This is a genomic window from Nocardioides sp. (assembly GCF_031422975.1).
In the GTDB taxonomy this organism is placed as follows: Bacteria; Actinomycetota; Actinomycetes; order Propionibacteriales; family Nocardioidaceae; genus Nocardioides.
The window spans coordinates 1-15,449 of sequence record NZ_JANPEO010000221.1 but is presented as its reverse complement, the minus strand read 5'-3'; the positions used below and the strand labels follow the sequence as shown (position 1 = coordinate 15,449).

General features: G+C 69.6%; 7 protein-coding genes. 6 read left to right on the top strand and 1 reads right to left on the bottom strand.

Going from position 1 to position 15,449, the window contains the following annotated elements:
- Positions 1 to 1,934, top strand: a 1,934-nt coding sequence (gene glgX / locus RMO85_RS06595; protein WP_310527775.1) for a glycogen debranching protein GlgX, incomplete at its 5' end; no start/stop codon positions are given.
- 4 nt (positions 1,935 to 1,938) lie between these two features.
- On the opposite strand, the gene glgP is transcribed toward glgX, so the two are convergent.
- Positions 1,939 to 4,524, bottom strand: a complete 2,586-nt coding sequence (glgP, locus tag RMO85_RS06590; protein ID WP_310527774.1) for an alpha-glucan family phosphorylase — start codon at positions 4,522 to 4,524, stop codon at positions 1,939 to 1,941.
- A 115-nt stretch (positions 4,525 to 4,639) separates the two neighbouring features.
- Here glgP and RMO85_RS06585 point away from each other — a divergent pair, with 115 nt between their 5' ends.
- From RMO85_RS06585 to glgB, 5 genes are all read left to right on the top strand, one after another.
- The gene (locus tag RMO85_RS06585; protein WP_310527772.1) at positions 4,640 to 8,467 is read left to right on the top strand and encodes a M36 family metallopeptidase; all 3,828 of its coding nucleotides are present in this window, start codon (positions 4,640 to 4,642) and stop codon (positions 8,465 to 8,467) included.
- 110 nt (positions 8,468 to 8,577) lie between these two features.
- Positions 8,578 to 10,548 carry a maltotransferase domain-containing protein gene (locus RMO85_RS06580; RefSeq protein WP_310527769.1) on the top strand — a complete coding sequence of 657 codons (1,971 nt, stop codon included), beginning with the start codon at positions 8,578 to 8,580 and terminating at the stop codon, positions 10,546 to 10,548.
- Positions 10,545 to 12,293: a maltose alpha-D-glucosyltransferase gene (treS, locus tag RMO85_RS06575; protein ID WP_310527767.1), complete on the top strand. Its 1,749-nt coding sequence runs from the start codon at positions 10,545 to 10,547 to the stop codon at positions 12,291 to 12,293. The genes RMO85_RS06580 and treS overlap by 4 nt, the downstream gene beginning before the upstream one ends.
- Positions 12,290 to 13,723, top strand: coding sequence for a maltokinase N-terminal cap-like domain-containing protein (locus RMO85_RS06570; RefSeq protein WP_310527762.1), 1,434 nt, complete (start codon positions 12,290 to 12,292; stop codon positions 13,721 to 13,723). The genes treS and RMO85_RS06570 overlap by 4 nt, the downstream gene beginning before the upstream one ends.
- Positions 13,720 to 15,449, top strand: a 1,730-nt coding sequence (gene glgB, locus RMO85_RS06565) for a 1,4-alpha-glucan branching protein GlgB (protein ID WP_310527759.1), incomplete at its 3' end; no start/stop codon positions are given. The genes RMO85_RS06570 and glgB, both read left to right, overlap by 4 nt.

Sequence of the window (15,449 nt, the reverse complement as noted above, 5' to 3'; positions counted from 1 at the left end):
ATATATATATATACGCCGACGGCGAGTGGGAGCCGGCTCGTGGTCTGCGCTTCAACGTCGACAAGCTGCTGCTCGACCCCTACGCCAAAGCCGTCTCCGGCACCCTGTCTCCCGACCCGGCGATCTTCGGTCACGTGCTGGGACAGCCCGGGAAGCGCAGCTCGCTCGACTCGGCGCCGTACGTCCCTCGCAGCATCGTGGTGAACGACGCGTTCGACTGGGAGGGCGACGTCCCACTGCGGCGTCGGTGGCGCGACTCGGTGATCTACGAGCTCCATGTCAAGGGCATGACCGCACTGCACGACCGGGTGCCGGAGGACCTCCGCGGCACCTATGCGGGCCTGGCGACGCCGGCGGTGACCGACTACCTCCGTGACCTCGGCGTGACCGCGGTCGAGCTGTTGCCGATCCATCAGTTCTTCTCCGAGCCGGCGCTGGCCGAGCTCGGGCTCGCGAACTACTGGGGCTACAACTCCCTCGGGTTCTTCGCTCCGCACAACGCCTACGCCGCGTCGGGTGACCGCGGTCAGCAGGTGAGTGAGTTCAAGGCCATGGTCAAGGCCTTCCACGCGGCCGGACTCGAGGTGATCCTCGATGTCGTCTACAACCACACGGCCGAGGCAGGCCCGCTCGGTCCCACCCTGTCGTTTAGGGGACTGGACGACCTCGGCTACTACCAACGCGTCGATGCGTCGCACGTCGTCGAGGCGCTAGCCGAGCCGCTCGCCGACACCTACTGGGACGTCACGGGGTGCGGCAACACCGTCGATGCCACCCACACCCAGAGCCTGCGGCTGATCCTCGACTCGCTGCGCTACTGGGTCGACGAGATGCACGTCGACGGCTTCCGCTTCGACCTCCTGAGCGCCCTGACCCGCACCGACCAGCAGGTCGACATGGGCAGCCACCTGCTCACCGCGATCGGGCAGGACCCGGTGTTGCGCCACGTGAAGCTGATCGCCGAGCCGTGGGACGCCTCGATGGACGGCTACCGCGTCGGTGAGTTCCCGCCGCCGTGGGTTGAGTGGAACGACCAGTATCGCGACACCATGCGCGACTTCTGGCGCGGCCACACCTCCGGAGTGCGGATGGTCGCCACCCGGCTCGCCGGATCGAGCGACCTGTACGCCGACGACGGCCGTTCGCCGTACGCCTCGGTCAACTTTGTCACCGCCCATGACGGCTTCACGCTGCGCGACCTCGTGTCCTACAACGACAAGCACAACGAGGACAACGGCGAGGACAACCGCGACGGCACCGACAACAACCGCTCGTGGAACTGCGGGACCGAGGGCGAGACCGACGACCCCGAGGTGCTCGCGCTACGACGTCGGCAGGCGGCCAACCTGATGGTCTCCCTGTGCTTCTCCAACGGCGTGCCCATGCTGACGGCCGGCGACGAGCGCGGTCGCACCCAGGGCGGCAACAACAACGCCTACGGCCAGGACAACGAGATCTCGTGGATCGACTGGCGCCCCGACGACGCGTGGCTCGATGTCTACGAGATCACCAAGACGGCGCTGCGCATCCGGCGCGACCACCCGGCACTGCGGCAGCGACACTGGTTCGAGGGTCGCCCGACGATCAGGGGCGGCCCCAAGGACCTCATCTGGCTGCATCCCGAAGGGCGCGAGATGACGGCCGCCGACTGGCACGACGACGGCCTCCAGTCGGTCGGGATGTTCGTCTCCGGCGACCCGCTGCGCTCCCCCGGGCCGCACGGCGAGCAGCTCCACGACACGTCGTTCGTGATCTGGTTCAACGCCGCCGCGCGCGACATCGAGGTGACGTTGCCGAAGAACGACTGGGTGAACTCCGGAGAGGTCGTGCTCTCGACCGATCCGGCCCACCCGATCGGCAAGCCCATCGAGGCTGGCAGCGCGATGATGCAGGAGGCCCGCTCGGTGATCGTGATGCGGGAGGTCAAGCGCTGACCCGTCAGGCGGGTACGGCGACGAGCCCCATCTCGGACACGGACGCCAGCGCGGCATTGCGCGGCACGACGCGGACGGTGTAGCCGAACGCGCCCGAGTGGTCGAGGGCGACATCGGCGTCGAACCGGTGCCGGTTGCCGTCGTAGGACTCGGTCGCGTGCATCACCGTCGTGGTCGCGTCGAGCAGCTCGTCCTCGGCGCTCGTCCTCCCGTGCACGACCTGCACCTCCACATCGTCGACGCCGAGCTCGGCCAGGGCCACGAAGGCGCGTACGGCGAGGGTGGCGCCGACCTCGGCCGCGTCGCCGATGCCCTCGGACTCGACGTGCTCGACGCGCACCGAGGGCCAGGCCGCGCGGACCGTCTGCTTCCACTGCGCGAGCTCACGGGCTCCGTGGTAGTCGGAGTTGAGCGCGCGCGACGTGTGGGCCGCCGGGGCGTACAGCTCGCGGACGTAGTCGCGGACCTGTCGCGTCGCCAGCACCTTGGGGCCGAGCGACTTGAGGGTGTGCCGGACCATCTCCAGCCAGCGGGTGGGCACGCCCTGCTCATCGACGTCGTAGAAGCGGGGCGCGACCTCGGTCTCGATCAGCTCGTAGAGCGCTTCGGCCTCGAGGTCGTCGCGGCGGTCGACGTCGTCGACCCCGTCGGCCGATGGGATCGCCCAGCCGTTGTTGCCGTCGTACCACTCGTCCCACCAGCCGTCGAGGATGGAGAGGTTCAGGCCGCCGTTGAGCGCCGCCTTCATGCCGGACGTGCCACAGGCCTCGTAGGGACGCAGCGGGTTGTTGAGCCACACGTCGCAGCCGGGGTAGAGCGGCTGGGCCATCGCGATGTCGTAGTTGGGCAGGAAGACGATGCGATGACGGACCTCGGGGTCGTCGGCGAAGCGCACCAGCTCCTGGATCAGCTTCTTGCCGCCGTCGTCGGCCGGGTGCGACTTGCCGGCGATGACCAGCTGGATCGGGCGCTCGGGGTCGAGAAGCAGCCGCTTGAGGCGCTCGGGGTCGCGGAGCATCAGGGTCAGCCGCTTGTACGACGGCACCCGACGCGCGAAGCCGATCGTCAGCACGTCTGGGTCCAGGACCTTCTCGATCCAGCCGAGCTCGGCCTTGGCCATGCCTCGCCTGGCCGACGACTTGGCGAGACGGACCCGGGCGTCGTCCACGAGCCGGCCGCGCAGGACCCGCTTGAGATCCCACAGCTGCTTGCCGTCGATCTGGTCGACGAGGGGCCACAGCGCGTCGGTGTCGTCCCCGTCGACATCGGCACCGAGCCCGGCGACGAGGTCGAAGATCTCGCGGGCGATCCAGGTGGGACCGTGGACACCGTTGGTGATCGAGCCGATCGGCACCTCCGCCTCGTCGAAGGCGGACCACAGGCCGTTGAACATGCCGCGGCTGACGTGACCGTGGAGCTGGGAGACGCCGTTGGCGCGCTGGGCGAGCCGGAAGCCCATCACCGCCATGTTGAAGACTCCGGGGTCGCCGCCCTCGTAGTCCTCGGCGCCGAGCGCGAGCACCCGCTCGGCGGGGACGCCGGGAGTCGGCGAGGAGCCGCCTCCGAAGTACTGCTGCATCAGCTCGCGCGGGAAGCGGTCGATGCCGGCCGGCACGGGCGTATGGGTCGTGAACACGGTGCCCGCGCGCGAGACCTCGAGCGCGGTGTCGAAGTCGAGGCCGGGTCCACCTTCGCTGAGGGTGAGCTCGCGGATCCGCTCGATGCCGAGGAAGCCCGCGTGGCCCTCGTTGGTGTGGAAGACCTCGGGCGCCGGGGCGCCGGTGATGCGGGAGTAGACGCGCAGCGCACGGACGCCGCCGACGCCGAGCAGCAGCTCCTGGCGCAGTCGGTGCTCGGAGTTGCCGCCGTACAACCGGTCGGTGACGTCGCGGAAGTGCTGCGGGTTCTCCTCGATGTCGGAGTCGAGGAGGAGCAGTGGCACGCGACCGACGCTGGCGACGAAGATGCGGGCCAGGAGGTCGGGGCCGCCGGGCATGGCGATGGAGACGATGGCTCGGGAGCCGTCGGCCTCCCGCAGCAGCGACAGCGGCAGCTCGTCGGGGTCGAGGACCGGGTAGGTCTCCTGCTGCCAGCCCTCACGCGAGAGCGACTGCTTGAAATAGCCGTGGCGGTAGAACAGGCCCACGCCCACGACCGGGATGCCGAGGTCGGAGGCGGCCTTGAGGTGGTCGCCGGCCAGGATGCCGAGCCCGCCGGAGTACTGCGGCAGCACCGCGGTGATGCCGTACTCCGGGGAGAAGTAGGCGATCGAGCGCGGCGCATCCTCGCCCGCCTTGCGGGCATACCAGCGCTCACCGGTCAGGTAGTGGTCGAGCGACTCGCATGCACCGCGCAGCCGCCCGAGGAAGTCCTCGTCGCCGGCAAGCTCGTCGAGGCGCGCGCGGCCGACGGCACCGAGCAGGCGCACGGGGTCGTGGTTGACCTCGGTCCACAGGGCGGGGTCGATCGAGGCGAAGACGTCCTGCGTCTCCGGGTGCCAGGACCAGCGCAGGTTGCCCGCCAGGGTGGCCAGGCCAGCCAGTGCCTCGGGCAGAACAGGACGGACGGTGAATCGTCGAATCGCTCGCACCGGGCGACCGTAGCCCACAAGGACTTGATCGTTCCAATTTCCTGCCTCATGGTGTTTCGCGCCCGACGTGGAGCGCGCCGCGTAACTCCCGGCCCGGTCGGGGAGTTATGGGCGCATGACCCGATCTCGCGCCGCCCGCCGCCCAGGCCGCTTCGCCGCCCTGCTCGCCCTCAGCATCCTCGCGGGGCTGACCCAGGTGCCCGCTTCCGGCAGCCCCGCGGCCGTCCCCGCAGTGGACGCCGACGCCATCAGCACCCTCGGCGACCCGGTCGCCGGCCTCCGGGACGTGGATCTGCGCGGAGAGGCCGCGCCGCTGGCCGGCCAGCAGCAGGCGGTCGACGCGCTCGGCGCGACCACCGTGCGGTGGAACGACCTCGGCACGCCGGCCTCGCTCCTGCCGAGCGACGGCTCGCTCGGCGCCGCGCCCGGCACGCCTGTGGACGGGGCCCGCAGCTGGCTGCGCCAGCACGCCGCGGTCTTCGGTCTCGCTCCCGCGCAGGTGGACGGGCTCGAGATGATCAGCGCCCAGAAGCTCGCCGACAGTCCTGCCCGCGCCGTGCTGTTCCGCCAGAAGTACGGCAGCCTCGTCCCCGCCACCGGCGGCCTGGTCACGGTGGGGGTCGCCGGCGGTCAGGTCGCCTACGTCTCATCGTCACTGGCACGCACCAGCGCCACCCCTGCTGCCGCGTCCCTGACGCCCGTGCAGGGCTGGCTCAAGGCCGCTGCCGACGTCGGTAGACCGACCGACGCGGCGAAGGTCACCGGCCTCGCGCCGAGCACCGAGGCCGGTGACTGGACGACCTTCACCGTCACAGGTCTCGCCCAGCAGCAGCAGGTCCGGCTGCGCGCGCTCGCCCTGGCCGACGGGACCGTACGCCCGGTCTTCGAGGCCAAAGTCGTCGACACCGAGGGCGGCGATGCGTTCGCCTACACCGTGATGGTCGATGCGGTGAACGGCGCCGTGCTCGTGCGTCGCAACCAGGTCGACAACGAGTCGTACCAGAACGTCTTCACCGGCACCGTCACCAGCCTGACGTGCGGGCCGCGCCACGCGTTCGAGTTGACCGATGACGCCACCAGGTCCATCAACGCCCTCGCGACCGGGCTCCCCGCCGACGACATCACCATCAAGCTCTACGACCCGGCCGGCGCCCTGCTGACCACCCAGGACCTGGCCACCAGCCCGGAGCTGCTCACCTACGCCGCTGACTCCATCCCGGCCGGCACCTACGGCATCGAGGTCTGCCCCTTCGATGCGGCCTCGATCGTGGCCGGGCCCTACGTCCTCGGTGTCTACACCAGCGACCAGGGCGTGCCGTCCGCCGAGACCCTTCAGCTCAACCCGAAGTGGCGTTACTTCCCCGCCAACCCGGCCCTCGACTCCGCCGAGGAGACCCCGACCAACTCCGTCGTCGGCTGCTGGACGTCCGAGGCCGGCTGCGACACCCCGCCCGGGCAGCTGCGCACGGCGGAGGCGACCGGGCCCTGGGACACGGTCCTGGGCGGCAACGTGCCGACGTCGACCACGATCGGCAACAACGCCAGCACCCATGAGGCGTGGGTCAGCCCGCTGACCCCGGGCGGGCTCCTCCAGGCGCCCATCTCCCCCACGCGCGAGTACGCCGCGGAGTTCACCGACGCCTGGAACAACTCCGAGTGCGACCCCACCAACCTGGTGCCGCGCGGCAACGACATCGACGCCTCGGTGACCAACCTGTTCGTGGCGCACAACCGGATGCACGACTTCAGCTATGACCTCGGCTTCACCGAGGACAACTACAACATGCAGCTGGAGAACGGTGGGCGCGGCGGCGTCGGGGGCGACCCCGAGGTCGGCAACGCCCAGGCCGGCGCCCTCAGCGGCGGCACCCCGAGCTATCTGGGCCGCGACAACGCCAACCAGATCACCCTTCAGGACGGCACGCCCGGGATCACCAACCAGTACCTCTTCCAGCCGATCGCGGGCGCCTTCTACGCCCCCTGCACCGACGGCGGCCTCGACATGGGCATCGTCGGCCACGAGTACACCCACGCCATCAGCAACCGGATGATCGGTGGCCCGGACGACGGCATCACCTCCGAGCAGGGTGGCGCGATGGGTGAGTCGTGGGGCGACCTGGTCGCCGCCGAGTACCACCACGAGCACGGCTACTCCAACGGCGGAAACGTGTGGGCCGTCGGCGTCTACGCGACCGGCAACAAGGACGTCGCCATCCGCGACTACTCCATCGACAAGAACCCGCTGAACTACTCCGACTACGGCTTCGACAGCACCGGCCCCGAGGTCCACGCCGACGGCGAGATCTGGAACGGCACCATGTGGGAGGTCCGCCAGTCCCTGGTGGAGAAGTACGACGCGCAGTTCGACTACGAGGACAAGGCCCTGCAGCTCCGCTGTGCCGGCACCCGCGACGACCTGTCCCCCCTCCCCGCCGACATGTGCCCCGGCAACCGCCGCTGGCTGCAGCTCGTCTTCGACGCCTTCCTGCTGCAGCAGGGCTCGACGTCCATGCTGGACGCCCGCGACGCGATGCTCGCGGCCGACCAGATGCGCTTCGGCGGAGCCGACAAGGCCGTGATGTGGCAGGCCTTCGCTCGTCGCGGCATGGGCCGGGACGCCTTCTCGGCCACGGCCGACTCGGACGAGCCGACGCCCAGCTTCGCCTCCCCGGTGACGCCCAACGTGCCGATCACGTTCCAGACTGCCAGCCCGTCGCGGATCTACATCGGCAACTACGAGGCCCGCGCCACCCCGATCGCCGACACCATCGGGTCGACGGACCTGGCCGCCACTGCGGAGCTCACTCCGGGGACCTACAAGATCCTGGCCGTCTCCCCTGACCGCGGCTTCACCCGGTCCACGCTCACCGTGGCCGGCACGAAGGCACGCACGGTCAAGGTGACCGACGAGATCAACGTCGCTGGTGCGGCCGCCGGCGCGACGATCATCGGCGCCACCGAGGGCTCGCTCAACCCCGAGCAGCTCATCGACGGCACCGAAGCGACCAACTGGGGTGGTGTCACTGCCGGCAACGTGGACGAGACCACGCCGTCGGTCGCCGTCGACCTGGCCGGCGACCAGCAGACGGTGCGCCGGGTTCAGGTGAGCGCCATGTTGAGCCCCGCGCCGGCGGACCCGAACGCCCTGCCGGTGGACGTGGCCGTCGACGACCCCGACTCCGGGTCCCGCTTCACCGCCCTTCGCCAGTTCGCACTCGAGGCCTGCACGGCCGACTGTGCGGCGACGGACGCCACCTGGTCGCGGTTCTACAGCTCGCCGGCCGACGCCTTCCCGAGCGTGCTGCCGCGTCCGGTGGCGCCCGACCTGACCCTCAGGTCGTTCGACGTGCCGGACACCCAGGCCGCCGCCGTACGCCTCGTCGCCCTGAACAACCAGTGCACGGGACAGGCGGGCTACTCCGGGGAGCTGGACAACGACCCGACCAATGACACCGACTGCAAGACGGCATCGGACCGCGGCACCATCGTGCACGCTGCCGAGCTGCTGGTGTTCGCGACGCAGACGAGGACGACGGGCGGCCCGGGCAACCCGCCGACCACGACTCCGACGCCTGCTGCCACGACCACGCCCACCCCGACCACCACGGCCCCGACCAGCACGAGCGCCGCCACGGCGCCGGTGACCACGGAGCTGAAGGTCCGTCTCCTCCGCGCGGAGCAGACGCCGGCCAACGCGGCACCCGCGGTGATCGCCACGCTGATCCTCGACGGCGAGCAGACCGCCCCGCTCGGTCACTACGTCGTCATGCTCGACGGGCGTGCCTACGCCCGGCTGGAGGCGTCGTCACTGAGGATGATGCGGTCGATCAAGGCCCGGATGGCACCGGGCACCCACAAGGTCGTCGTGCTCTTCCGGCCCGCCGACCGCACCGACTACGAGCCCGCGCGGTCCCGGGCGATACAGATCACAGTGCGCTCCTGACCCCACGTGTGACGCACCAGCGACCAGCGGGGTGGCCCCCAGGGGCCACCTCGTTGACCGCGTGTCGGTCTCGGCTTGCGTGTGGCCGCCCGAGTCGCAAGTGTGGGCGCATGGTTGGCCGTATCCCCGTCATGGATGTCTCTCCCGTCGTCGACCTTGGCCGTCACGCTGCCAAGGCCACGATCGGCGAGCCCTTGCCCATTCGTGCCTCGGTGTTCCGCGAGGGTCACGACCAGCTGAGCGCCGAGGTGGTGCTCACCGACCCGAGCGGCAACACTCGCGCGCCGGTGCGGATGAGCAGGCGAGACGACGTCCCCGACCTCTACGAGGCGTGGATCACGCCTGACGTCGAGGGCGCCTGGACCTTCGAGATCCAGGCGTGGTCCGACCCGCTGGCCACCTGGGAGCACGACGCCGGGTTGAAGATCCCGGCCGGTGTGGACGTGGAGCTGATGTTCACCGAAGCGCGCCTGCTGCTCAACCGGGTCATCGCCGGTGGTGGTCTCGACGACCACGAGATCCACATCCTCAGCGGCGCCGCCCAGGCCTCCGCCGACGACCACCGGCCGGTCGAGGCGCGCCTGGCGGTGCTGCAGAGCCCCGAGCTGGTCGAGGTCCTGACCCGCCACCCGGTGCGCGAGCTCGTCACGCACGAGGGCCCCTATCCGCTGTACGCCGATCGCAACCTCGCCCTGTTCAGCTCCTGGTACGAGTTCTTCCCACGCTCCGAGGGCGCGACCAAGGACGTGAAGACCGCCAAGGTCACCACCGGCACGTTCCGAACGGCCGCCGAGCGACTCGACGCCGTCGCGGCGATGGGCTTCGACGTCATCTACCTCCCGCCCATCCACCCGATCGGCGAGGTCAACCGCAAGGGCCCGAACAACACCTTGACCCCCGGCCCCGAGGACACCGGCTCACCATGGGCCATCGGCAGCGTGGACGGCGGACACGACGCCATCCACCCCGACCTCGGCACCTTCGCCGACTTCGACGCGTTCGTCGCCAGCGCCCGGGAGCTGGGGCTCGAGGTCGCGCTCGACCTGGCCCTGCAGGCCGCGCCCGACCACCCGTGGGTCACTAGCCACCCGCAGTTCTTCACCACCCGCGCCGACGGCACGATCGCCTACGCGGAGAACCCGCCGAAGAAGTACCAGGACATCTACCCGATGAACTTCGACAACGACCCCAGCGGCATCTGCCGCGAGGTGTTGCGGGTCGTCCGGCTCTGGATGGAGCACGGGGTGCGGGTCTTCCGGGTCGACAACCCGCACACCAAGCCGCTCGCCTTCTGGGAGTGGCTGCTCAAGGAGATCCGGCGTACCGACCCCGACGTGCTGTTCTTGTCGGAGGCCTTCACGCGCCCGGCCATGATGCACGGGCTGGGCGCGATCGGCTTCCACCAGAGCTACACCTACTTCACGTGGCGCACCACCAAGCAGGAGCTCGAGTCCTACCTCATCGAGGTGGCCACCGAGTCCGACCACCTGATGCGGCCCAACTTCTTCGTCAACACCCCCGACATCCTGCACGGCTTCCTGCAGTACGGCGGGCCCGCGGCCTTCAAGATCCGCGCGGCGCTGGCGGCGTGCGGCTCCCCGAGCTGGGGCGTGTACGCCGGCTACGAGCTGTTCGAGCACGTGGCGGTGCGGCCCGGCTCCGAGGAGTACCTCGACTCCGAGAAGTACCAGATCCGGATCCGGGACTGGCAGCGGGCTGAGGTGGACGGGCGGACGTTGGCGCCGTACATCACGAGGCTCAACGAGATCCGGCGCGCGCACCCGGCCCTCCGGCTGTTGCGCAACCTGACGATCCACGGCAGCGACGACGAGTCCGTGCTGGTGTTCAGCAAGCGGCACGAGGACGACGTCGTCATCATCGTGGTCAACCTCGACCCGCACGCCGCGCGCGAGACGATCGTGCACCTCGACATGCCGGCCCTCGGGCTGGACTGGCACGACTCCTTCGCCGCCCACGACGAGATCACCGGCGCCGACTGGAGCTGGAACCAGAACAACTACGTGCGCCTCGATCCCGGCGCCGAGCCTGCCCACATCTTGACCGTCAGGAGCCCACGTTGAGCAGCAAGTCCACCGAGGTTCTCACCGGCGGCCTGCTCAACGACGGCATCGACACGCAGTGGTTCCGCACCGCCGTGTTCTACGAGGTGCTCGTCCGCTCGTTCCGCGACTCCAACGCCGACGGCACCGGCGACTTCAAGGGTTTGATCGAGAAGCTCGACTACCTCCAGTGGCTCGGCGTCGACTGCCTGTGGGTTCCGCCGTTCTTCACCTCGCCGCTGCGCGACGGCGGCTACGACGTCGCCGACTACACCAACATCCTTCCCGAGTGCGGCACCGTCGAGGACTTCCACGAGTTCCTCGACGAGTGCCACAAGCGCGACATGCGGGTGATCATCGACTTCGTGATGAACCACACCTCGGACGCCCACCCGTGGTTCCAGGCCAGTCGCGAGGACCCGACCGGGCCCTACGGCGACTTCTACGTGTGGTCCGACACCGAAGAGCTCTACGAGGACGCGCGGATCATCTTCGTCGACACCGAGCCGTCGAACTGGACGTGGGACCCGGTACGCCAGCAGTACTACTGGCACCGGTTCTTCCACCACCAGCCTGACCTCAACTTCGACAACCCGCTGGTCTGCGACGCGATCATGGACGCGATGGCATTCTGGCTCGACATGGGTCTGGACGGCTTCCGCCTCGACGCAGTGCCGTATCTCTTCGAGCGCCCCGGCACCAACGGCGAGAACCTCCCCGAGACCCACGAGTTCCTCAAGAAGTGCCGCACGTTCGTCGACGCCAACTACCCCGGTCGCGTGCTGCTGTGCGAGGCCAACCAGTGGCCGGCCGACGTGGTGGAGTACTTCGGCCCCGAGCTCGACGAGAAGACCGGCCGCTGGATCGGCACCGAGTGCCACATGGCGTTCCACTTCCCCGTCATGCCTCGCATCTTCATGGCCGTACGACGCGAGTCGCGGTTCCCGATCTCGGAGATCCTCGAGCAGACACCGGCGATCCCCGACGGCTGCCAGTGGGGCATCTTCTTGCGCAACCACGACGAGCTCACCCTCGAGATGGTCACCGACGAGGACCGCGACTACATGTGGGGCGAATACGCCCAGGACCCGCGGATGAAGGCCAACATCGGCATCCGCCGCCGGCTGGCGCCGCTCCTCGACAACGACGTCAACCGGATGGAGCTGTTCACCGCGCTGCTGCTCTCGCTGCCCGGCTCCCCGGTCCTCTACTACGGCGACGAGATCGGGATGGGCGACAACATCTGGCTCGGTGACCGCGACGGCGTGCGCACGCCGATGCAGTGGACGCCCGACCGCAACGCCGGCTTCTCCTCGGCCACTCCGGGCAAGCTGCACCTGCCGGCCATCCAGGACCCGGTCTACGGCTACCAGTCGGTCAACGTCGAGGCGCAGCTGGAGAACTCCTCCTCGCTGCTGCACTGGACGCGTCGGCTCGTGCACGCCCGTCGCCGGCACCCGGCGTTCGGCCTGGGCACGTTCACCGACCTCGGTGGCTCCAACCCCACCGTGCTCTCCTACGTGCGCGAGCACGTCGGCGCCGACGGCACCCATGACGTCATCCTCTGCATCAACAACCTCTCCCGCTTCCCGCAGCCGGTCGAGCTCGACCTGCGCACCTGGGAGGGGATGGTCCCCGTCGAGCTCCTGGGCGGCGTGCCGTTCCCGCCGATCGGCGAGCTGCCCTACCTGCTCACGCTCGGCGGCTACGGGTTCTACTGGATGCGGCTGATCGACGGCCAGCCCAGCGAGGAGGGCCACGCGTGACGGAGTCGCGAACGACAAGGGCGCTGGCACCGGCCCTGAAGGCCTACATCGACAGCGCGCGCTGGTTCGGCGGCAAGGGGCGTGCCTGGAAGGTCGGCCGCGTCCGCCAGGTCGGCACCCTGCCGGGCTCGACGGCGGATCTCACGGTCGTGGTCGAACTGGTCGAGATCATCTACGCCGAGGGCGAGCCCGAGACCTACCAGGTCCCGCTCGCGTTCTATGCGCGTCAGCAGGACCGACTGGGGCACGCGCTGGTCGGCACGATCGACGCCGCCGACGGTGGCCCGTTGTTCGCCTACGACGCGGCGCACGACCGCGACGCCATGGACCTGTGGTTGCGGGCGTTCGCCGCAGCCGCCGACGGCAAGGTCACCGCGGACGACCTGGCATTCCACCGCGTGGCGGGCCACGTGCTCGACACGGAGGCGCACTCCACGCTGTTCACCGGCGAGCAGTCCAACTCCTCGGTCGCCTTCGGCGAGGACTCGCTGCTGAAGATCTTCCGCAAGGTCACGCCCGGGGTCAACCCCGACGTGTCCATCCACGAGGTGCTCACCCGCGCCGGGTCCGACCACGTCGCCGAGCTCTACGGCTGGCTCGACGTCGTCGACGAGACGACCAACTCCACCATCCAGCTCGCGATGCTCCAGCAGTTCCTGCGCACGGCCACCGACGGCTGGGAGCTGGCGCTCGCGAGTGTGCGCAACCTCTACGCGGAGGCCGATCTTCATGCCGACGAGGTCGGCGGAGACTTCGCCGGCGAGGCGGCCCGGCTGGGCCGAGCGCTGGCCGAGACGCACCAGACGCTGGCCGAGAACTTCCCGGTGGCGACCCGTTCGGCCGACGAGATGTCCGCGCTCGCCGATGCGATGCGCGACCGGCTGCGCGCCGCGATCGACGTGGTGCCTGCGCTGGCGAACCATGTGGAGGTCCTCGAGGCGACGTACGACGCCCTCGCCGCCCTGGGAGACGTCCCCGTGCAGCAGGTCCACGGAGACCTGCACCTCGGCCAGACCCTGCGCACCGTCAAGGGCTGGAAGATCGTCGACTTCGAGGGCGAGCCGGCCAGGCCGCTGGCCGAACGGCTGCTCCCCGACTCACCCTGGCGCGACGTCGCAGGCATGCTGCGCTCCTTCGACTACGCGCCCCGGGTGGTCACGATGACCAGCTTCGCCCTCGATCCCGGCGTGGACGAGGAGGGGCAGCAGGCCTACCGTGCGGCCGAGTGGTCCAAGCGCAACGCCCAGGCCTTCCTTGCGTCGTACGCCGAACGCGAGCTCAGCGGCACGGAGCAGATCCTGCTCGCTGCCTATGTCGCGGACAAGGCGGTCTACGAGACCGTCTACGAGGCCCGCAACCGCCCCAGCTGGGTGGAGATCCCGCTCGACGCACTCGACCGCCTCTCCAGGGACAGGACGGAGTCAGCATGACGAACGACAGCGCCATCACCACGGGGGCCATCACCACGGGGGCCACCACCACGGGGGCCGGCACCGGTGCTCCCGGCGAGCTCGACATCCACCTGATCAACGAAGGTCGACACGAGGAGCTGTGGAAGGTGCTCGGCGCGCAGGTCGACCCGACCGGCGGCGTGTCCTTCCGGGTGTGGGCGCCCCATGCCCTCGAGGTCCAGGTGGGCGGCGAGTGGACCGGCTGGGACTTCGCCCGGCACCCGATGTCGCGCATCGGCGACTCCGGCATCTGGAGCGCCCACGTGCCCGACCTCGGCGTCGGCGCGCAGTACAAGTACCGCATCCGTGGCGCCGACGGCGCCTGGGTCGACCACGCCGACCCGATGGCCCGCTACGCGGAGAAGCCACCGAAGTCGGCCTCGATCGTGTGGGACTCCAGCTACGTCTGGCACGACGACGCATGGCTCGCCGCCCGCGCGGACAAGATCGCGGTCGACGAGCCGATGGCGATCTATGAGATGCACCTCGCCTCGTGGCGCAAGCACTACTCCGGCGACCTCTACGACTGGCACCAGATCGCCGATGCCCTCGTGCCCTACCTCGCCGACCTCGGCTTCACCCACGTGGAGCTGATGCCGGTGATGCAGCACCCGTTCGGCGGCTCGTGGGGCTACCACGTGACGTCCTACTTCGCGCCGGACGCCCGCTTCGGCGACCCCGACGGCCTCAAGGTCCTGATCGACCGCCTCCACCAGGCCGGGATCGGCGTGATCCTCGACTGGGTGCCCGGCCACTTCGCCACGGACGAGTGGGCGCTGGCCCGCTTCGACGGCACGCCGCTCTACGAGGACCCCAACCCGCAGCGCGGCTGGCACAAGGAGTGGGGCTCCCACATCTTCAACTTCGGCCGCCACGAGGTGCGCAACTTCCTCTACGCCAACGCGCTCTACTGGCTCGAGGAGTTCCACGCCGACGGCCTGCGTGTCGACGGCGTCGCCTCGATGCTCTACCTCGACTACGCCCGCGAGCAGGGTCAGTGGAGCCCCAACATCCACGGCGGCCGCGAGAACCTCGAAGCCGTCCAGTTCCTCCAGGAGATGAACGCCACCGTCTACAAGCGCTATCCCGGCGTCACCACGATCGCCGAGGAGTCGACCTCCTGGCCGGGCGTCAGCGGGCCCACCTCCGAGGGCGGGCTGGGCTTCGGCTTCAAGTGGAACATGGGCTGGATGCACGACTCGCTGGGGTACGTCGAGAAGGACCCGCTCTACCGCAGCCATCACCACGGCCAGATGACGTTCTCGCTGGTCTACGCCTTCACCGAGAACTACGTCTTGCCGATCAGCCACGACGAGGTCGTCCACGGCAAGGGCTCACTGCTGCGCAAGATGCCCGGCGACCGCTGGCAGCAGCTCGCCAACCTGCGCGCCTACCTCGCCTACATGTGGGCGCACCCCGGCAAGCAACTGCTGTTCATGGGTTGCGAGTTCGGGCAGGAGTCCGAGTGGGCGGAGGCCCGCGAGCTCGACTGGTGGCTGCTCGAGCACCCCGAGCACGCCGGCGTGCACGCGATGGTGCGCGATCTCAACCGCGCCTACACGACCTCCGGCGCGCTCTGGGGCCGCGACAACTCCCCCGAGGGCTTCCAGTGGCTCGACGCCAACGACGCGAACCGCAACGTCTTCTCGTTCGTGCGACGCTCGCCCGGTGAGCCCGACGTCGTGTGCCTGGCCAACTTCGCGGC

Excerpts from the sequence above, each read along its gene's own strand:
- RMO85_RS06585 (WP_310527772.1), top strand. The coding sequence starts at position 4,640 with ATGACCCGATCTCGCGCCGCCCGCCGCCCAGGCCGCTTCGCCGCCCTG.
- RMO85_RS06580 (WP_310527769.1), top strand. The coding sequence starts at position 8,578 with ATGGTTGGCCGTATCCCCGTCATGGATGTCTCTCCCGTCGTCGACCTT.